Source organism: Enterobacter asburiae, from assembly GCF_024599655.1.
GTDB lineage: Bacteria > Pseudomonadota > Gammaproteobacteria > Enterobacterales > Enterobacteriaceae > Enterobacter > Enterobacter asburiae_D.
In genome coordinates this window covers 3,609,117-3,627,865 of record NZ_CP102247.1, presented here as the reverse complement: position 1 = coordinate 3,627,865, position 18,749 = coordinate 3,609,117, and the positions used below count along the sequence as shown (strand labels likewise).

General features: G+C 53.7%; 21 protein-coding genes. 8 read left to right on the top strand and 13 right to left on the bottom strand.

The features are described 5' to 3' along the window. The first annotated feature begins 354 nt into the window (after positions 1-354). Positions 355-918, top strand: a complete 564-nt coding sequence (ahpC, locus tag NQ230_RS17330; protein ID WP_010428492.1) for an alkyl hydroperoxide reductase subunit C — start codon at positions 355-357, stop codon at positions 916-918. Positions 919-1,105: 187 nt separating this feature from the next. Then, positions 1,106-2,671 carry an alkyl hydroperoxide reductase subunit F gene (gene ahpF, locus NQ230_RS17325; protein WP_257258393.1) on the top strand — a complete coding sequence of 522 codons (1,566 nt, stop codon included), beginning with the start codon at positions 1,106-1,108 and terminating at the stop codon, positions 2,669-2,671. 61 nt (positions 2,672-2,732) lie between these two features. Here the strand turns inward: ahpF and uspG are convergent, their stop codons facing one another. Then, a complete protein-coding gene (gene uspG / locus NQ230_RS17320) occupies positions 2,733-3,161 on the bottom strand; it encodes a universal stress protein UspG (protein ID WP_023310731.1) in 429 nt (142 codons plus the stop codon). 180 nt (positions 3,162-3,341) lie between these two features. Here uspG and NQ230_RS17315 point away from each other — a divergent pair, with 180 nt between their 5' ends. Beyond that, entirely contained in the window at positions 3,342-4,580 is a 1,239-nt protein-coding gene (locus NQ230_RS17315) for a zinc-dependent alcohol dehydrogenase (protein ID WP_257258391.1), read from the top strand. 8 nt (positions 4,581-4,588) lie between these two features. Here NQ230_RS17315 and yldA read toward each other — a convergent pair whose 3' ends face one another. Next, positions 4,589-4,678 (bottom strand): small membrane protein YldA, encoded by a 90-nt coding sequence (gene yldA, locus NQ230_RS22940; protein ID WP_283771125.1) that lies wholly within the window; start codon positions 4,676-4,678, stop codon positions 4,589-4,591. A 137-nt stretch (positions 4,679-4,815) separates the two neighbouring features. Next, the gene (gene rnk, locus NQ230_RS17310; protein ID WP_023334880.1) at positions 4,816-5,226 is read right to left on the bottom strand and encodes a nucleoside diphosphate kinase regulator; all 411 of its coding nucleotides are present in this window, start codon (positions 5,224-5,226) and stop codon (positions 4,816-4,818) included. Between the two features lie 245 nt (positions 5,227-5,471). On the opposite strand from rnk, the gene NQ230_RS17305 reads away from it, so the two are divergent. Further along, complete coding sequence (locus NQ230_RS17305) at positions 5,472-6,089, top strand: flavin reductase family protein (protein WP_121425467.1); 618 nt, start codon at positions 5,472-5,474, stop codon at positions 6,087-6,089. Here NQ230_RS17305 and rna read toward each other — a convergent pair. Continuing rightward, positions 6,083-6,856 carry a ribonuclease I gene (rna, locus tag NQ230_RS17300; protein ID WP_370686473.1) on the bottom strand — a complete coding sequence of 258 codons (774 nt, stop codon included), beginning with the start codon at positions 6,854-6,856 and terminating at the stop codon, positions 6,083-6,085. The two genes, NQ230_RS17305 and rna, sit on opposite strands and share 7 nt — an antisense overlap. A 130-nt stretch (positions 6,857-6,986) precedes the next feature. Further along, positions 6,987-8,354, bottom strand: coding sequence for an anaerobic C4-dicarboxylate transporter DcuC (dcuC, locus tag NQ230_RS17295; protein WP_021242585.1), 1,368 nt, complete (start codon positions 8,352-8,354; stop codon positions 6,987-6,989). 392 nt (positions 8,355-8,746) lie between these two features. Between dcuC and pagP the strand changes: the two genes are divergently transcribed. Together pagP and cspE are read left to right on the top strand one after the other, a co-directional pair. Next, positions 8,747-9,364 carry a lipid IV(A) palmitoyltransferase PagP gene (gene pagP, locus NQ230_RS17290; RefSeq protein WP_168979849.1) on the top strand — a complete coding sequence of 206 codons (618 nt, stop codon included), beginning with the start codon at positions 8,747-8,749 and terminating at the stop codon, positions 9,362-9,364. A gap of 190 nt (positions 9,365-9,554) precedes the next feature. Continuing rightward, positions 9,555-9,764, top strand: a complete 210-nt coding sequence (gene cspE / locus NQ230_RS17285) for a transcription antiterminator/RNA stability regulator CspE (RefSeq protein WP_002439184.1) — start codon at positions 9,555-9,557, stop codon at positions 9,762-9,764. 219 nt (positions 9,765-9,983) lie between these two features. On the opposite strand, the gene crcB is transcribed toward cspE, so the two are convergent. Then, complete coding sequence (gene crcB, locus NQ230_RS17280) at positions 9,984-10,367, bottom strand: fluoride efflux transporter CrcB (RefSeq protein WP_008501029.1); 384 nt, start codon at positions 10,365-10,367, stop codon at positions 9,984-9,986. 67 nt (positions 10,368-10,434) lie between these two features. Between crcB and NQ230_RS17275 the strand changes: the two genes are divergently transcribed. Both NQ230_RS17275 and tatE read left to right on the top strand, forming a co-directional pair. Beyond that, complete coding sequence (locus NQ230_RS17275; RefSeq protein ID WP_257258387.1) at positions 10,435-11,223, top strand: deaminated glutathione amidase; 789 nt, start codon at positions 10,435-10,437, stop codon at positions 11,221-11,223. 125 nt (positions 11,224-11,348) lie between these two features. Continuing rightward, the gene (gene tatE, locus NQ230_RS17270) at positions 11,349-11,552 is read left to right on the top strand and encodes a twin-arginine translocase subunit TatE (RefSeq protein ID WP_023310742.1); all 204 of its coding nucleotides are present in this window, start codon (positions 11,349-11,351) and stop codon (positions 11,550-11,552) included. 80 nt (positions 11,553-11,632) lie between these two features. Here tatE and lipA read toward each other — a convergent pair whose 3' ends face one another. The 7 genes from lipA to mrdB all read right to left on the bottom strand — a co-directional run bounded on the left by lipA (position 11,633) and on the right by mrdB (position 18,748). Then, positions 11,633-12,598: a lipoyl synthase gene (lipA, locus tag NQ230_RS17265; RefSeq protein WP_024907012.1), complete on the bottom strand. Its 966-nt coding sequence runs from the start codon at positions 12,596-12,598 to the stop codon at positions 11,633-11,635. Between the two features lie 207 nt (positions 12,599-12,805). Then, positions 12,806-13,759 carry a YbeF family transcriptional regulator gene (locus tag NQ230_RS17260; RefSeq protein ID WP_121425462.1) on the bottom strand — a complete coding sequence of 318 codons (954 nt, stop codon included), beginning with the start codon at positions 13,757-13,759 and terminating at the stop codon, positions 12,806-12,808. Between the two features lie 291 nt (positions 13,760-14,050). Beyond that, a complete protein-coding gene (gene lipB / locus NQ230_RS17255; RefSeq protein WP_023334889.1) occupies positions 14,051-14,692 on the bottom strand; it encodes a lipoyl(octanoyl) transferase LipB in 642 nt (213 codons plus the stop codon). Between the two features lie 94 nt (positions 14,693-14,786). Beyond that, positions 14,787-15,050: a DUF493 family protein YbeD gene (ybeD, locus tag NQ230_RS17250; protein ID WP_006177135.1), complete on the bottom strand. Its 264-nt coding sequence runs from the start codon at positions 15,048-15,050 to the stop codon at positions 14,787-14,789. 106 nt (positions 15,051-15,156) lie between these two features. Continuing rightward, the gene (gene dacA, locus NQ230_RS17245) at positions 15,157-16,368 is read right to left on the bottom strand and encodes a D-alanyl-D-alanine carboxypeptidase DacA (protein ID WP_014069323.1); all 1,212 of its coding nucleotides are present in this window, start codon (positions 16,366-16,368) and stop codon (positions 15,157-15,159) included. 138 nt (positions 16,369-16,506) lie between these two features. Further along, complete coding sequence (gene rlpA, locus NQ230_RS17240) at positions 16,507-17,619, bottom strand: endolytic peptidoglycan transglycosylase RlpA (protein ID WP_257258382.1); 1,113 nt, start codon at positions 17,617-17,619, stop codon at positions 16,507-16,509. 16 nt (positions 17,620-17,635) lie between these two features. Beyond that, positions 17,636-18,748, bottom strand: a complete 1,113-nt coding sequence (gene mrdB, locus NQ230_RS17235; protein WP_023310746.1) for a peptidoglycan glycosyltransferase MrdB — start codon at positions 18,746-18,748, stop codon at positions 17,636-17,638. Position 18,749: the final 1 nt, after the last annotated feature.

The following is an 18,749-nucleotide window of genomic DNA, read 5'->3' as shown; positions in this document are numbered from 1 at the left end:
ATGATGTTCGACACAACCTATCACAGTCATAGGCAGGAATGCCGCTCTTATGGATTGCTCAATCCCTGCGCGGGTGGTGTAATCAAACGGCTGTTACCGCCTTGATATAAAGGGTTGTAGAGCGCAACGCAACGCCAGTTTCGGCTGGCACTGAATGTACCTGCGGGGAATTCAGGTATCAGGGCCGCCCGTTGAGGCGGCCTTTTTACTTTCAGGCTTTCCTGTAAAAGGTTCACCTTGTTGTCTTGTCGACGTTGTAAGGTTTGGCTGATTGATTTGATAAAGCATATGCATTAGCCCCGATGAATAAAGTTGGTTACCTTACATCTCAACGAAAACACGGAGGAAGTACAGATGTCTTTGATTAATACCAAAATTAAACCATTCAAAAACCAGGCGTTCAAAAACGGTGAGTTCATCGAAGTTACCGAGAAAGATACCGAAGGCCGCTGGAGCGTCTTCTTCTTCTATCCGGCTGACTTTACCTTCGTTTGCCCGACTGAACTGGGCGACGTGGCAGACCATTACGACGAACTGCAGAAGCTGGGCGTAGACGTTTACTCTGTCTCTACCGATACCCACTTCACCCACAAAGCATGGCACGGCAGCTCTGAAACCATCGCGAAAATCAAATACGCGATGATCGGTGACCCGACTGGCGCCCTGACCCGTAACTTCGAAAACATGCGTGAAGATGAAGGCCTGGCTGACCGCGCCACCTTCGTTGTTGACCCGCAGGGCATTATCCAGGCTATCGAAGTTACCGCTGAAGGTATCGGCCGTGATGCTTCTGACCTGCTGCGTAAAGTGAAAGCCGCTCAGTACGTGGCTTCTCACCCAGGCGAAGTGTGCCCGGCGAAATGGAAAGAAGGCGAAGCGACGCTGGCTCCATCCCTGGACCTGGTCGGCAAGATCTAAGTCTGTAAAGCCTGGCTGCGCTGCGCTTGCACAGGCCTACAGTATCGTAGGCCGGGTAAACGAAGTGCCACCCGGCAATCAATGGGCGCACCCGCGCCCATTTCATTCCAGCACCATGATGCAAGTTGCATTCAGGCCGCCCGTATAAGGCAGCTTGCATGATGACGTCTTAAGAGAGGGAAGAACAATGCTCGACACAAATATGAAAACCCAGCTCAAGGCCTACCTTGAGAAACTGACCAAACCCGTTGAGCTGATTGCTACGCTGGATGACAGCGCGAAATCGGCAGAGATCAAAGAGCTACTGGCGGAGATCGCCGAACTGTCGCCGAAAGTGACCTTCAAAGAAGACAACGCGCTGCCGGTTCGTAAGCCCTCTTTCCTGATTACCAACCCAGGCTCCGACCAGGGGCCGCGCTTTGCCGGTTCTCCGCTGGGCCACGAATTTACCTCACTGGTGCTGGCGCTGCTGTGGACCGGTGGTCATCCGTCAAAAGAAGCGCAGGCGCTGCTGGAGCAGATCCGCGATATCGACGGTGATTTCGAGTTTGAAACCTATTACTCGCTCTCCTGCCACAACTGCCCGGACGTGGTGCAGGCGCTGAACCTGATGTCGGTTCTGAACCCGCGCATTAAGCACACGGCGATTGACGGCGGTACCTTCCAGAATGAAATCACCGATCGCAACGTGATGGGCGTTCCGGCGGTCTACATGAACGGCAAAGAGTTCGGCCAGGGCCGCATGACGCTGACCGAAATCGTTGCCAAAGTGGATACCGGCGCAGAGAAACGTGCGGCAGAAGAGCTGAACAAACGCGATGCCTACGACGTGCTGATTGTCGGTTCCGGCCCTGCGGGTGCGGCGGCAGCGGTGTACTCCGCGCGTAAAGGCATTCGTACCGGCCTGATGGGCGAACGCTTTGGCGGCCAGGTGCTGGATACCGTAGACATCGAAAACTACATCTCCGTGCCGAAGACCGAAGGCCAGAAGCTGGCGGGGGCGCTGAAGGCGCACGTCAGCGACTACGACGTGGACGTAATCGACAGCCAGAGCGCCAGCAGGCTGGTTCCGGCTGCGGTCGAGGGTGGTTTACACCAGATTGAAACCGCGTCCGGCGCGGTGCTGAAAGCGCGCAGCATTATCATTGCCACCGGCGCGAAATGGCGCAACATGAACGTGCCGGGTGAAGATCAGTACCGTACCAAAGGTGTGACCTACTGCCCGCACTGCGACGGCCCGCTGTTTAAAGGCAAACGCGTGGCGGTGATCGGCGGCGGTAACTCCGGCGTGGAAGCGGCTATCGACCTGGCGGGGATTGTTGAACACGTTACGCTTCTGGAGTTCGCGCCAGAGATGAAGGCCGACCAGGTTCTGCAGGATAAAGTTCGCAGCCTGAAAAACGTCGATATCGTCCTGAACGCGCAAACCACGGAAGTGAAGGGCGACGGCAGCAAAGTGACCGGACTGGAATACCGTGACCGCGTGAGCGGCGATGTGCACAGCGTTCAGCTGTCAGGGATCTTCGTGCAAATTGGTCTGCTGCCAAACACCACCTGGCTGGAAGGCGCGATTGAGCGCAACCGCATGGGCGAAATCATCATCGATGCGAAATGTGAAACCAGCGTGAAGGGCGTGTTTGCGGCGGGCGACTGCACCACCGTGCCGTACAAACAGATCATCATCGCCACGGGCGAAGGGGCGAAGGCGTCTCTGAGTTCGTTTGACTATCTGATCCGCACCAAAAGCGCATAACAGAAGAAAGTAAGGCTACACCTGCAATAGCGAGAGGCCACCGAAAGGTGGCCTCTTTTTTTTATCTTACGACCATTACCGGTATGTGGGTGTGGCGGATCACGCTGGAGGCGTTAGAGCCCAGCAGATGCGTGGTAATGGAAGGGTTGCGCGAACCGATGACCACCACGTCTGCTTTCAGCTCGTTCGCCAGTTCGTTTACCGCATCGCGTACGCTGCCGAATCTGACGTGCGTTTTGATCCTTGAAGGGTCGATGCTGAAGTGGCTGACCATGGTCTGCAGACGGGTTTCCGCTTCATGCTGCAAATGCTCTTCGAAGCGACGCACGTCGGCGGCAAAGCGGTGAAGGCTCAGGCTGGCGGAGCCCGGCAGGACGTGCAACAGATGGATGACACCGTCCTGCTGCGCCAGGAACTCCGCATGGCGAACGGCCTTGTCGCTCAGCTCCATCTCAAAAACATCAACCGGCATAATGATTCTCTGATACATACCCGTTTCTCCTTGTTTATAAACGCTGAACTTATTTAACCATATAATATAGATGGTTTCTGTAAGCGCTCCGTCAGTTTTCTTATCTCACCAGGATAAATCTCAAAAGGCCCGTATTCCGGGGCAGACCTTGAGGGGTAGCTACCCTTATACACTTACCTGGAACCTTTCGGAGGTCGCATGAAAGCACTTACGTATCACGGTCCGCACCATGTTCGCGTCGAGAATGTCCCCGATCCCATCATCGAACAGCCCGACGATATCATTCTGCGCGTCACGGCCACGGCGATCTGCGGCTCCGATTTGCATCTCTATCGCGGAAAGATCCCGAAGGTGCAGCACGGCGACATTTTTGGCCATGAGTTTATGGGGGAAATCGTCGAGTGCGGCTCAGAGGTGAAGAATTTGCAAAAAGGGGATCGGGTGGTGATCCCCTTTGTCATCGCCTGCGGGGACTGTTTCTTTTGCCGCCTGCAGCAATACGCGGCCTGTGAAAATACCAATGCCGGGCAGGGCGCCGCGCTGAACAAAAAGCAAATCCCCGCGCCGGCCGCGCTGTTTGGCTATAGCCATCTCTACGGCGGCGTACCGGGGGGACAGGCAGAATATGTCCGCGTGCCAAAAGGCAACGTCGGGCCGTTTAAGGTCCCGCAGCTCCTTTCCGATGACAAGGCGCTGTTCCTTTCCGATATCTTACCCACGGCCTGGCAGGCGGCAAAAAATGCGCAGATTGAAAAAGGCTCAAGCGTAGCGGTTTTCGGCGCCGGGCCGGTGGGGCTACTGACCATTGCCTGCGCGCGGCTGCTGGGAGCGGAGCAGATCTTTGTTATCGATCACCACCCGTACCGTTTGCGCTTTGCCGAGGCGCGTTACGGCGCTATCCCCATCAACTTTGATGATGATAACGACGCAGCGGAAAAAATCATCGAGCAGACCGTGGGCCAGCGCGGTGTTGACGCCGTGATTGATGCGGTAGGGTTCGAAGCGAAAGGCAGCACCACCGAAACGATCCTCAGCAATCTTAAGATTGAAGGCAGCAGCGGCAAAGCGTTGCGGCAGTGCATTGCGGCCGTTCGACGCGGTGGGGTGGTTAGCGTACCCGGCGTGTACGCCGGGTTTATTCATGGCTTCCTGTTTGGCGATGCCTTTGATAAGGGGCTGACGTTTAAGATGGGCCAGACGCACGTCCATGCCTGGCTGGGTGAGCTGCTACCGCTGATCGAAAAAGGGCTGCTTACGCCGGAAGAGATCGTGACCCATTATCTTCCCCTTGCTGATGCGGAACGCGCCTATAAGGTATTCGAAAAACGGGAGGAGGAGTGCCGGAAGGTGATTCTGGTCCCCGGAGCAGAAACGCCCGAGGCCGCAGAGCAGAAAGTGAAGGGCCTGGTGAACGCTTTCCCGGGTGGGGTTGCATGAGTGCTCGCTTACCTGTGGCGTTCAAGGTAGAGCACCGCCGTGACGATAATCGCCACAAAAATCAGAAAAATAAGTGTGATAACCAGTATCTCACTCATGACCGTCCCCGCGGCACCAAAACAGATTAAGCGTGGATGAAGGCCGCTTTGCGCGATATAGGAAAATGGGGTGAATTTGCGGAAAGAGGATGCGGCTGCATCCTCTGTGCAACGCGGAGGCGCTTGTTCAGAAGAGGTTAACGCAGGTAATCGCCCGCGGCTTCTGGCTGGTAGAGCAACGCCAGCACTTCAAGATGGGCAGAGGCGCCGCCCGGCAATTCCCAGTGGATGGTATCGCCCGTGCGCAGACCGAGCAGCGCGGCACCCACAGGCGCAAGCACGGAAAGCTGGGCGCTGCTGTCGGTCATCTGAGCCGGGTAAACCAGCGTGCGGGTCAGCTCTTCGCCGGTGGTCAGGTTGCGGAATTTTACCTGGCTGTTCATGGTGACCACGTCATGCGGCATTGACTCAGGCGTGCACATTTGCGCCCGGTCGAGCTCCTCATTCAGGGCGTCGGCCACGGGAAGTGAGGCAAACTCAGCTTTTTCCAGCAATCTGTCGATACGTTCTGCGTCGAGCTCATTGATGATAATTGTAGGTCTGGACATTTTTACTCCATGTCGTTAATGCTGCGTGTCACGCAGAAACCGATCCAAAAGAAAACCCTCGCCGTCTGGCAGCGAGGGTTTAACTCTCCCGATGATACTGGCTGAGCGCGCAAGTTTGAAGTGATGAAGGTCACATTCATGGTCCATATGAATTTTCACTGAAATTTATTCAGTCTGCATTCCCGGCGGATTGCGTTACGCTGAACGTCCTGAACCCGGGCGTTGCCCACCAACGAGAGAGAATTATGTATTTCTACCAACCGTCTCAGGGTCACGGTCTGCCGCACGATCCGCTGAACGCCATTATTGGTCCACGTCCGATCGGATGGATCTCCTCATGCGATAGTGCCGGTCAGCTGAACCTCGCGCCTTATAGCTTCTTTAACTGCTTTAACTATCGTCCGCCGATCATCGGTTTTTCCAGCAACGGCTGGAAGGACAGCGTGCGGAATATTACCGAGACAAAAGAGTTTGTCTGGAACCTGGCGACGCGCGATCTCGCGCAGGCGATGAACCAAACCTCAGCGATGCTTCCCCACGATCGGGATGAATTTAGCTTCGCCGGGCTAACGCCAGCGGCCAGCCGGCTGGTTAACGCGCCCCGCGTCGCAGAAAGCCCGGTGAACTTTGAGTGCCGCCTGTCGCAGTGCATTCAGCTTACCGGTGCCGACGGCACGCCGGTCGATACCTGGCTGGTATTGGGTGAGGTGGTCGGTATCCATATTGCCGAAACGCTGCTGGAAGAGGGGATATACCAGACGGCCAAAGCGCAGCCCATCCTGCGTGCGGGTGGGCCGACGGCGTACTATGGCATCAGTGACGAAAACCGGTTTGATATGGTGCGCCCGACGGTAGATCAGTAACCGGCTTTATCAATCACGAACTGTTTTCCGCAGTTACCCGGATGTGGCTGCGGTGCAAATGACGCCGCTGAAAGCGGGCTATTAATGGCGTCTGCCTTCAGGGAAATCTGCATCTCGGTGAGATACGCCGGGTTGCCGTTGCAGGTCAGCTTGATCGCTTTGATGTTCTCCTTGCCCCAGCTTTTGGCAACGGCACTGTCAAAGTCGCTGCGATTGACGGGTTTTCCGTAGTTATCGGCGAGGAATTTACCGACCGCGCTGCTTTTAACTTCCTGGTTCATCCGCACCATCGTGCCGAAATAGGCATCGGGGTCGAAACCAAAGCAGACGCCATGTTTGGCATATTCGTAGCGTTCTAGGCAGGAATTCCCGCCCGCGCCCGGCATCACGTCGTTGAGCTTTGCGGCAGCGGAAAGCGACAGCCCGGTTTCGGCGGCATCGCATTTGCGGCTGGCCTTCACTTCCGGCATGTTCGGAATCGGACGTGTGGCACAGCCGAAACGCATCCATCGACGTTCATCCACGCCGCGCGCGGCAATTGATTTCGGCAGGCCGGGCCATAGCCCGTGAACGGTCAGAAAATCGGCTTTATTCTCGCGCTCTTTTTGCAGGCGACATTCGTCAGGTTCATTACGGTTGCGCTCGACCATGCTCTGGCAAAACCCGGTTTGCCAGGAGAGAGCCAGCACATAGCGATCGAAATCGCCATACTGTGTTGCCTTCAGCGGTTCCGCCTGTGCGGAGAAGAGACAGAGAGCAAGCGCCATTGCGCCAGACGGGATGACGATATCCTTCCTGAACATATGATTTCCTGATCGAATGAGCACGATTAATTTCTGGAAGTTATTAAAGCACAAAAAGCGCCCGCAGGCGCTTTTTGGATATCCCTAATTTAGCTTAGGCCGCGCCGGGTACCAGCACTTCCGTGGCGATAATCACGATAATCAGGCCAACCATAACGGGTACTGAGGTGCGTTTGACAACTTCGAATGGCGAGATTTTCGCCATCCCGGCAACGGCAACGACCACGCCCGACACCGGAGAAATGGTACGGCCCAGGTTTGACGCCTGCAGCATGGGAATGGAGAGATAGGCCGGGTTAATACCGGATGAGTGGGCCAGTTTCGGGATCATCTCAACGAAGGCGTAGAAAGGCGCATTACCTGAACCGGTGGTCATGGCCGCCAGCATGGTGAGCACCACCAGAACCAGCATCAGGATAATACTGGCCGAGCCGAACGAGGTGGCGATAGAAATCAGGCTCTGGATAAAGCCGATCGTGCTCAGACCCTGGGCAAAAACGCCTGCCGCAACCAGCAGCATCACCACGCCAGCGAAGGCATCCGCCATACCGCGATATGCCACTTCCAGACCTGAGAAGACTTTTTGTGTGTTAAAACCGCGTACAAACTCCAGCACGGCGGCCAGCAGCATACAGATGACCAGAATGGTGATGATGTGCAGCTGTGGACCCCATTTGCCGTCAAAAATCAGCACTCCGATAATCGGGGTGAACGGCAGAATGGCATAGAACGCGGGAGCGGTGGTGGTGATTTCACTCACGTCCATCATTTCATGGCTGATGTTTTCTTTCTTATCGAGATAGCGCTGCCAGAAGAAATGCGCGATACCCATGCCCACGATGGCAACAATCGAGATCGGTAACGTGGTTTTAAAGGCGAAGTCAATGAGTGACATCTCCGCCGCCTTTGCCGCCAGCACAACGTCGCCGGAGGTTGGGGAGAGAATAATGGCCGCCGGGGACGCGCAAATTGCCGCGGCCGCACCGCGGCTGATACCGACGTTCACCATGACCGGGAACAGCGTCGCCATGAGCAGTACGCCAAGTCCGGTAGCCGACGAAACGGCCAGCGACATCAGGCAGGCAAGGAAATAGGCGGCGACCATCAGCAGATACGGCGAGTTGATGTACTGCAGGGGTTTGGAGGCAAGCTTAACGACCATGTCGTTGGCGCCGATGTGGGTCATATAGGCTGCAAAACCACACAGCATCATGATCATCATGCCCAGATCGCCGCCGCGGCTCATGAGCAATATTTTAATGTATTCAACAATATCTGTAGCGGTGTAACCGGTGCTGGTCGCGCTGGCTGGTAACACCTGGTGCCCCATTATTGCGCTGATAATCAGCAGCGTTAAACCGCCAACAAATAATACGCCCGTGGCCGAGTAGCCTTTAATGATGTAGCGCGCGACGCCGACAATGACGACGACGCCAATAAGGAGCTCGAATAACGTAAGCATGATTTCCCCTGTATCTCTGCTGCAATGGAGCACAAAAAATCAATAAAAAAAGAAGGATGAAAATGTGCCGAATAATTGGCCTGTTCTTGCTGATTAAAATCAATAAACAGACGACTAGAGAACCGAACAACTGTGTTTTGCCATGGCCCATACATTTATGTCATGCGGCCCTTGACCCTCAGAAATAGCGCAACATGTCCCATTAATGATAACAAATTGTTAATGTTTTGTATGGTTTTGCATGTTGCTGATTAACAAAGCTTAATGTGAAAAGTCACACCCCTTGTGGGTTTATTTGCACCTATCTCTGGCTTTCTTTAAGAATATTCCCGGAAAGAGGCCGAATAATTAGGAATAACGCCGATGCTGTTAAGCCTTGATTCAACTATTTTATGGTAAACTTTGCCTCGAATACTAAGAATGGTAATTGCATTGTGATCGTACGTAATACTTTTTTCTCTATTTTGTTGTTTATTTTTGGGCAGTTAACGTTTTCTTCTGTTGCACAGGCAGAAGGCAACGCGGCGGATAAAGGCTGGTTCTCAACCTTTACAGATAATGTTTCCCAGACATGGACGGCACCTGAACATTACGATCTCTATGTTCCGGCAATAACGTGGCATGCGCGTTTTGCTTATGACAAAGAGAAAACCGATAAATACAACGAGCGTCCGTGGGGCGCGGGTTTTGGCCAGTCTCGCTGGGATGAAAAAGGCAACTGGCATGGCATCTATCTGATGGCCTTCAAAGACTCGTTTAATAAATGGGAGCCGATTGGGGGATATGGTTGGGAGAAAACCTGGCGTCCGCTAGCGGACGAGAACTTCCACGTCGGTTTGGGCTATACCGCCGGGGTCACTGCACGTGATAACTGGAACTACATCCCGATCCCGGTGCTGTTGCCGCTGGCCTCGATTGGCTATGGCCCCGCAACGTTCCAGATGACCTACATCCCGGGGACTTACAACAACGGAAACGTTTACTTCGCCTGGATGCGTTTTCAGTTTTAACTGACAAAATGTGAAGTGGTGGTGAAAAAACGCGCAGGCGTTGATTCATAAGCGATAAAAATCTGTCAGTGAAAATTAACGCGACTTTAGTCACTTTTTATCAAAGATCCGCTGGACAAAAGGTCCCACAATTGATGTACTGATAACCGACACAGCATTTGTGTCGTTTTTTAATGTAAAGGTAATTTTGATGTCTAAGATTAAAGGTAACGTTAAGTGGTTTAATGAGTCCAAAGGATTCGGTTTCATTACTCCTGAAGATGGCAGCAAAGACGTGTTCGTACACTTCTCTGCAATCCAGTCTAATGGTTTCAAAACTCTGGCTGAAGGTCAGCGCGTAGAGTTCGAAATCACTAACGGTGCCAAAGGCCCTTCTGCTGCTAACGTAATCGCTCTGTAATTCAGACGCGTCAGCAAGAATTTCAAAACCCGCTCACTGAGCGGGTTTTTTTCGTTTTGAATCAGCCAAGCAGATACATTTTCAGAAAGCTGGCTACGATCAGCACGCTCAACAACACCATTCCTGCGCTCATCAGACTCTGTTTCATTCTGTCACCCTCGTTCTGTACAACATCCAGAGTGACAGAGAAAAATTAAGCCAACATTAACGGTTCGGCTGTTAATGCGCGCTTGCGGAAGAAAATAGCCAGAATGCGATCCCCGTCATCGCAAAGGAGCCGAGCATGTTAATCGCCATATTCATCAGCGCCCAGCCGATACGGCCTTCCTGAAAGAGAAAAACCGTTTCCGCAGAAAAGGTTGAGAAGGTTGTCAAACCGCCGCAGAATCCGGTGGTAATCAATACCTTCCACATCGGGTCGATGTGCGTCATTCGGTTAAACCAGGCCAGCCCCATGCCGATGATAAAGGCACCAATCAGGTTAGCGGCAAGCGTCCCCATGGGAATCGCCTGATGCAGGGGGTTAAACCGCATACTCAGAAACCATCGCGCAACGCTACCCGTTCCCCCACCAATAAAAACGGCTAAAAGTAGTTGTAACACGCTAAATACCTGCTATTTGATGTGTAAGAGAAGCGAGTTTAACGCCGTTTATGATGAGGGGACAAATATGTATGTTGCGGTAGGGCAATTTGTGGTCACGCCTGACTGGCGTGAAAATGCGCTCACGTGCGTCGACCTGATGAAGCAGGCCCGGCAGAAAGGGGCGTCGCTGCTGGTTCTCCCCGAGGCGCTGCTGGCCCGGGATGATAATGACCCGGATTTATCCGTGAAGTCCGCACAGCCGCTGGACGGCGAATTTTTACAGCAGTTGCTCGCCCAGAGCGCGGGCAATACGATGACGACGATCTTAACGATCCATGTTCCCTCAACGCCGGGTCGCGCGGTGAATACGCTTGTGGCTATTCGTGGCGGGGCCATTGTCGCACGTTACGCCAAGCTTCATCTCTATGATGCGTTCAGCATTCAGGAGTCGCGTCGCGTTGACCCCGGAGAAGGTATCCCCCCGCTGCTGGAGATTGACGGATTTAAGATTGGGCTGATGACGTGCTATGACCTGCGTTTCCCCGAGCTGGCGCTCCATCTGGCGCTGCAGGGGGCGGACGCACTGGTACTGCCCGCCGCGTGGGTCAGAGGGCCGTTAAAAGAGCACCACTGGGCAACGCTGCTTGCGGCGCGGGCGCTGGATACAACCTGCTATGTCGTTGCCGCAGGGGAATGTGGCACGAAAAACATCGGGCAAAGCAGGGTGGTTGATCCGCTGGGGGTGACGATCGCTGCCGCCGCTGAAGCCCCGCATTTGCTGGTGGCGGAGATAAACTTAGAGAGAATTTCACTTGCGCGTCAGCAATTACCCGTTCTTCGCAATCGTCGGTTTGCGCCACCGCAATTATTGTGATGTTTTTTTCAACAACGCTTGATTCACCTTGTTACAGATTGCTATTGTGTGCACGCGCTAAATGACCGTTAATACAGTCAGGTTTTGGCGCTGAATGCAGCCTGTTTTAAGTAAAGAAGGTATCTATGGGTGAGATTAGTATTACCAAACTGCTGGTGGTTGCCGCACTGGTCGTCCTGCTGTTTGGTACCAAGAAGTTACGCACGCTGGGTGGTGACCTGGGGGCTGCCATCAAAGGCTTTAAGAAAGCGATGAACGACGATGATGCAGCGGCGAAGAAAAGCGCCGAGGATGACGTCCCGGCAGACAAGCTTTCTCACAAAGAGTGACAGCAACGCCTGAGGGCTTGCGAAAAAAACCGGCTCATGAGGCCGGTTTTTTTGTATTACTGTAAAAGAATATTACAGCATTATTTAACTTCTTCGCCTTTTGCCTGCATATCGGCATGGTAGGAGGAGCGAACGAATGGGCCGCAGGCAGCGTGGGTGAAGCCCATCGCCATCGCTTCGGCTTTCATTTCATCGAACTCGTCCGGGCTCACGTAGCGCTGTACCGGCAGGTGGTGACGGCTTGGCTGCAGATACTGTCCCAGGGTCAACATGGTTACACCGTGGCGGCGAAGATCGCGCATCACCTCAATGATTTCCTCATTGGTTTCACCCAGACCCACCATCAAACCAGACTTGGTCGGAATATGCGGATGCGCTTCTTTGAAACGCTCCAGCAGTTTCAGAGACCAGTTGTAGTCTGCGCCCGGGCGGACCTGACGGTAGAGACGCGGCACGTTCTCCAGGTTGTGGTTAAACACATCTGGCGGCGTTGCGGTCAGGATATCTAGCGCGCGGTCCATACGGCCACGGAAGTCAGGCACCAGCGTCTCGATTTTGATGTTAGGGCTCTTCTCGCGAATAGCTGTAATACAGTCGGCGAAGTGCTGAGCACCACCGTCACGCAGGTCGTCACGGTCAACGGAGGTGATCACCACATAACGCAGCGCCATGTCGGCGATGGTCTGCGCCAGCTTCTGGGGTTCGTTAGCATCAGGTGCGACTGGACGGCCATGAGCAACATCGCAGAACGGGCAGCGGCGGGTGCAGATAGCACCCAGAATCATAAACGTCGCGGTACCGTGATTGAAACATTCAGCAAGGTTCGGACAAGAGGCTTCTTCACATACGGAGTGAAGGCCATTCTTGCGCATCGCCGCTTTGATCCCCTGGATACGCGAAGAGTCGGCCGGAAGTTTGATTTTCATCCATTCCGGTTTTCTTAACAGCGCCTCGCGCTCTGTAGCCACGTTTTTAACCGGGATAAGGGCCATTTTATCGGCATCGCGGTATTTAACACCGCGTTCCATCACAATGGGTTTACTCATAGCGTGCGTGTTCCAGTTGCGAATATCGAAGGAAAGCGTTTCAATTCAAGGGAATGTTGTATTTATCAACTATTTTTGAACGAACGACAGGCAGTATATCATTGAAACGGTCGTTAAAGCAGCCTGCCAGATCGCCAATTTGTAAAATAGTTGTTGTTTTGTGCCTTTTGCCCTGCCAGTTGCAGGGGCTTGTGCTGGCTAAACCTGTCAGAAGGCCTGACGGATGATGCGGATGACGTTTTCCAGGACCGGATCGCGCAAACTCAGCTTGTTGTAATGCAGTGAAATCTCGATAGATTCCGCATTAAGCTGACTGAGCGGAATGCTCTCCAGCGGCCAGCATTTTCGTAGCAGGCCATACAGGCGTGATGGCATAACGCACAGCATGTCGCTGCTGCCGATCAGGGATGCCGTGGTGAACATATTGTAACTGCTGAAGCTGATCTGACGTTCCGGGAAAATTTCATCAATACGCTGACGAAGCGCATGGTTAGACTGCCCTTCGGTCATGAAAGACGAGTGGTCGTAGTTGCGCAGGTTTTCGATGGTCAGCGGTTCGCTGAGAACCGGATGCTGCTGCCGGCAAACCAGCACCAGGTTATCTGCATAGAGCACGTTCTGCCCCAGCGCTCTGGCACTGAAGCTGCCGCTTTCAATAATCAGGTCCGTCTGGAACTGCGCAAGCTGAATGTCAGGTTCATTGAGCGGCACGTTGCGAAGCAGGAGCTGCGGAGCATGTTCTTTCACGGCCTGGAAGATTGCCGGCATCACCAGCACACCCACAGAAGGAGAGCAGCCGATGGTGATGGTTCTCTGCTTATCATAGCTCCCGGTTAAATCCAGCGCGCCCAGAATCGACTCCAGCCCCTGGCTGATGTACTCGTGGAGATGCGTGGCGTAAGCCGTCGGCGTTACCCCCTGGCCCTTGCGGATAAATAACGGGTCAGGAAATATAGCGCGTAGCTTTTGGATTGACTGGCTTATTGCTGATGGCGTGAGATTAAGAATTTTCGCAGCGTTAACGATACCCTTATGGACATATACTGCCTCAAAAATAGTCAGTAAATTGAGATCAATATTACGTAAAGTCCGAAAAATTTGCGGCTTGTCTTCGCCACCAGGTTCATTCAGTCGTTTGGCTGGTAAATTATTATACTCCACGCTTTCACTCCGTATACATTCACAATATGAATGATAGTTGAATTTATTTATTATGCTTGTAGAGATTCGTAAAGTGTTGGTTTTGTTTCACTTGTTTATCAAAAGCAAACAGTTGTGTGATAATTGCTCACGTTACTTATGCCGTGTTTGCCAAGCTTGCTGGAGGCTAAATAATATGTAGCGGTAATATTCGGGCGCTTCGAAAATATAGAATCTGTGGATTATTGTAAAGTGCAAAAGCGGTAAATAAACAGCGGCCCGTCAAATTATCGAGCCCTGTTGTACGATATATTAAGCAGGGATATATTCGTGCGGGGGATTGTTAAGTAGCGCTAACACGTTCTTCAAAAGCACGGGACGAATATTTTCTGGCGTAGCGGTTTCTACCCACTGGCGCATTTGCGTCATTTCCATGCCGGCGTAGCCGCAGGGGTTTATGCGCTGGAAAGGCGCGAGGTCCATATTAATATTCAAGGCCAGGCCATGGAATGAGCAGCCTTTACGAATACGCAGCCCCAGGGAGCAGATCTTCATTTCCCCAACGTAGACGCCCGGCGCATCGGCGCGCGGATGCGCGTCAATACCGTATTCCGCCAGCGTGTTGACGACAGTTTGTTCCAGCAGGGTCACCAGCTCTCGCACGCCCAGCTTTCTGCGTTTCAGATTCAGCAGGACGTACATCACCTGCTGCCCGGGCCCATGGTAAGTGACCTGACCGCCGCGATCGCTCTGAATAACCGGGATATCTCCCGTCATTAATAGATGCTCTGCTTTACCCGCCTGACCCTGCGTAAATACCGGCAGGTGTTCGACCAGCCAGATTTCATCTGGGGTGCTGTCATCGCGTGAATCGGTGAAGTCATGCATAGCCTGGGAGACAGGCTCATAAGGTTGCAGCCCGAGGTGACGGACCAGAATTTTATCCTGATACAAAACTGCGTCTCCGAAGACGAGGGACAAAAGGTGTGGGGGAGTATATCACAGCGGGGAGAGGGGTTACCCGGCAAACCGGGTAACCGCAAAGGGACTACAGCACCATACGAACAATTTCGATATTGCCGAGCTCTTCGTACAGCGTTTCCACCTGCTCAATGTGTGTCGCAGTGATGGTAATAGAAACCGAGTGGTAGTTGCCCTTGCTGCTTGGTTTTACTGACGGAGAGTAGTCACCCGGCGCATGGCGCTGTACCACTTCAACCACCTGATCAACCAGCTCAGGTTTCGCCAGACCCATTACTTTGTAGGTAAATGAGGTAGGGAATTCAAGCAGTTCGTTAAGTTTGGTTTTCATGTCAGCTCCGGCGTAACGTCAAAAAATAATAACTCCCACGTCAGGTGGGAGTTATCAGGATACTTAGTATATGGGGATCAAAATCACACTTTCAAGTGTTCAATTTTTAACCAAACCAGTGGTGGAACATCAATTTAATGTAATCAATGATTTTGCCGAAGAAATTGCCTTCAGGAATTTCCTGCAGGACAACCAGCGGACGCTGATCGATCGTTTTTCCATCCAGCTGGAAGTTGATGGTGCCCACAACCTGGTTTTTCTGCAGCGGGGCATGCAGCTCGGTGCTGTTCAGCACGTAGCTGGCTTTTAGATCCTTCATACGACCGCGCGGAATGGTCAGGTAGAGGTCTTTATCAACGCCGAGAGAAGCACGGTCGTTGTCGCCGAACCAGACGGGTTCAGACGCAAACTCTTTGCCTGCTTTCAGTGGATTCACGGTTTCGAAGAAACGGAAGCCCCAGGTCAGCAGTTTCTTGCTTTCTGTTTCACGACCTTTAAAGGTGCGGCCGCCCATCACGGCAGAGATCAGACGCATCTGACCTTCAGTGGCAGAGGCCACCAGGTTGTAGCCCGCTTTGTCGGTGTGGCCAGTTTTAATGCCGTCAACGTTCAGGCTGTTATCCCACAGCAGGCCGTTACGGTTGGTCTGACGAATACCGTTGAAGGTGAACTCTTTCTCTTTATAGATAGAGTATTCATTAGGGACATCGCGGATCAGCGCCTGACCAATCAGGGCCATATCACGTGCGGAGCTGTACTGACCGTCTGCATCCAGGCCGTGTACGGTCTGGAAATGGCTGTTTTTCAGACCCAGCGCGGTTACGTAGCTGTTCATCAGACCCACGAAGGCATCCTGGCTACCGGCGGCAAAATCGGCCATCGCCACGCAGGCATCGTTACCCGACTGCAGGTTGATACCACGAATCAGCTGGGAAACAGGAACCTGCATACCCGGCTTCAGGAACATAAGAGAGGAACCTTTGAAAACAGGGTTCCCGGTTGCCCACGCATCGTTACCGATGGTGACCAGATCCGATTCTTTGAATTTACCCGCCTTCATCGCCTGGCCGATAACGTAGCTGGTCATCATTTTGGTCAGGCTGGCCGGATCACGGCGGGCATCGGCATTCTGTTCTGCCAGCACTTTGCCAGAGTTGTAATCGATCAGGATGTAGGATTCCGCGTCGATTTGCGGAACGCCAGGGATCATGGTCTTGATATTCAGGTCATCGGCGTGAGCTGCAGAGAGCGCAGCAGCGCAAAGGGCCGTGGTCAGCGCCATGCGCTGCACAAAACGAGCAGAAAAAGTGGTCTTCATGGTCAGAACTACGACATCCGTGATGGAATTAAAAAAGTGCCTTACTATAGCAAATGCTATTCAGGCAGGCATCCGACTTTAAGCATGAGTTTGTGAATGTATTTTACACAAACTGACAATTCGGATACCGCCGGTTCATTATTTCGCAACAGCGATAAATGACTGAAGTTGAGCTTCATTCTGCAGACGCTGCTGAAGGGATGCTGCCTGCGATTTGCTGGCAAACGGCCCCATCTGAATGCGCCAGACCGCGCCGTTCTGCTCAACGCGTCCTGGTACGCCAAACTGCTGGCTCAGACGCTGTTGATACTGTTTGGCTCGAGCCTGATCGCTCACTGCGCCCACCTGAACCACATAGCTGCCGCTGGCCGCTGCTGGAGCCGCCGCCGCCGCACTTTGCGCGGCCGCTGGCGCCGTTACGGGAGCCGGCTGGGTGGCTGGCGCAGCTACGGGAGCAGGGGCTGGAGTGGGTTCACTGCCTTCCAGCACGCCCGAGGCTAAAGTCGTCGGTGCGCCAAGAAAGCCGCTACTCTTTACCGGCGCGCCGGTAGCATCCTCGCTTTGCAGCGTGTCATTGCTGATCGGGCGTATTTCTCCCCCCGGCTGAGCAGGCTCTGCCGGAGACGAGACGCTTCCCATTCCGCCGTCAAGATTTGGGCGGTCAGGAAGGGCATAGGTCTGTTTTGCCACCGTCGTACAGGCGGTACCCGGCCCGGAGAGCGAACCATCCTGCGCGACGATAATCGGGTCAATACGGACTTTGGTGTTGTTCGAGGTGTTCAGGCGATCGGCAGACGCGCGCGACAGGGAAATCACCCGGTCATTCCCGTAGGGGCCGCGGTCGTTAATCCGCACGACGATCATGCGGCCATTCGCCAGGTTGGTGATACGGGCGTAGCTCGGGATCGGCAGCGTTGGGTGTGCCGCCGTCAGCTGCATTGGGTCGAACGCTTCCCCGGAAGCCGTCAGGTTACTGCCCGGCTCGGCATCATAAATGGCGGCAAAGCCCGCCTGGCTGAAACGGGAAGGATCCTGAACAATTTTATAGCTTTTGCCGTCGCGCTCGTAATCCTGATTGGCACTGGCATTCAGCGGTTCATAAACGGGATCGGCACCGCTGATTTCAACGATTGGGCCATTACACACCGCAGGCTGCGGCGGCGCGACGGTTGCCTGTTGCTGACCATCATCACTTGTGCAGGCCGCAAGTAAACTTGCCGCAATGCAGATCCCCAGCCACTGCTTACGCATTCCGATCCCCTTATTTTTATACGCTTTTTGACAACATTTTTCTGTGGGTATGGATCGACATCACGATACCAAACCCGGCCATCAACACGATCAGTGCCGAGCCTCCGTAACTCACCAGCGGCAGCGGTACGCCTACCACCGGCAGAATACCACTCACCATACCAATATTTACGAAGACATAAACGAATAAAATCAGCATCAACCCGCCAGCCATGACGCGGCCAAAGGTGGTTTGTGCGCGTGCTGCAATCCACAATCCTCGCATGATCAGCAGGACATACAGCGCCAGGAGTATCAGGATGCCCACCAGCCCAAGCTCTTCCGCCAGTACGGCGAAGATAAAGTCGGTGTGGCGTTCCGGTAAGAATTCCAGCTGCGACTGCGTGCCGTGCAGCCAGCCTTTACCGCGCAGCCCGCCGGAGCCAATCGCAATCTTGGACTGAATAATATGATAGCCCGCGCCCAGCGGATCGGTTTCCGGATCGAGCAGCATCATGACGCGCTGACGCTGGTAATCATGCATCAGGAAGAACCAGAGGATAGGAATGAACGCCGCAATCAGCACCACCGCGATACCAATCAGACGCCAGCTCAGACCCGACAGGAAAAGGACAAACAGGCCGGAGAGGGCGATAAGGATTGAGGTACCGAGGTCAGGCTGCGCCGCAACCAGCAGCGTCGGCAGGAAAATCAGCACCAGCGCGATGGCGGTATTTTTCAGAGACGGCGGACAGACGTCGCGGTTGATAAAGCGTGCCACCATCAATGGAACGGCGATTTTGGCAATTTCCGAAGGCTGGAAGCGGACAACGCCCAGATCCAGCCAGCGCTGCGCCCCTTTTGAAATGGCGCCAAACGCATCTACCGCAACCAGCAAAATAATACAGAAGATGTAGAGGTAGGGCGCCCAGCCTTCGTAGACGCGCGGCGGGATTTGCGCCATCACCACCATAATGATCAGCCCCATGGCGATCTGGCCGATTTTGCGCTCCATCATGCCGATGTCCTGGCCGCTGGCGCTCCAGATAACCAGGGCGCTGTAAACCAGCAGGGCCAGCAGGATCAGCAGCATGGCTGGGTCGATGTGGATTTTGTCCCACAACGATTTTTTATTTGGATTATCCGTCATG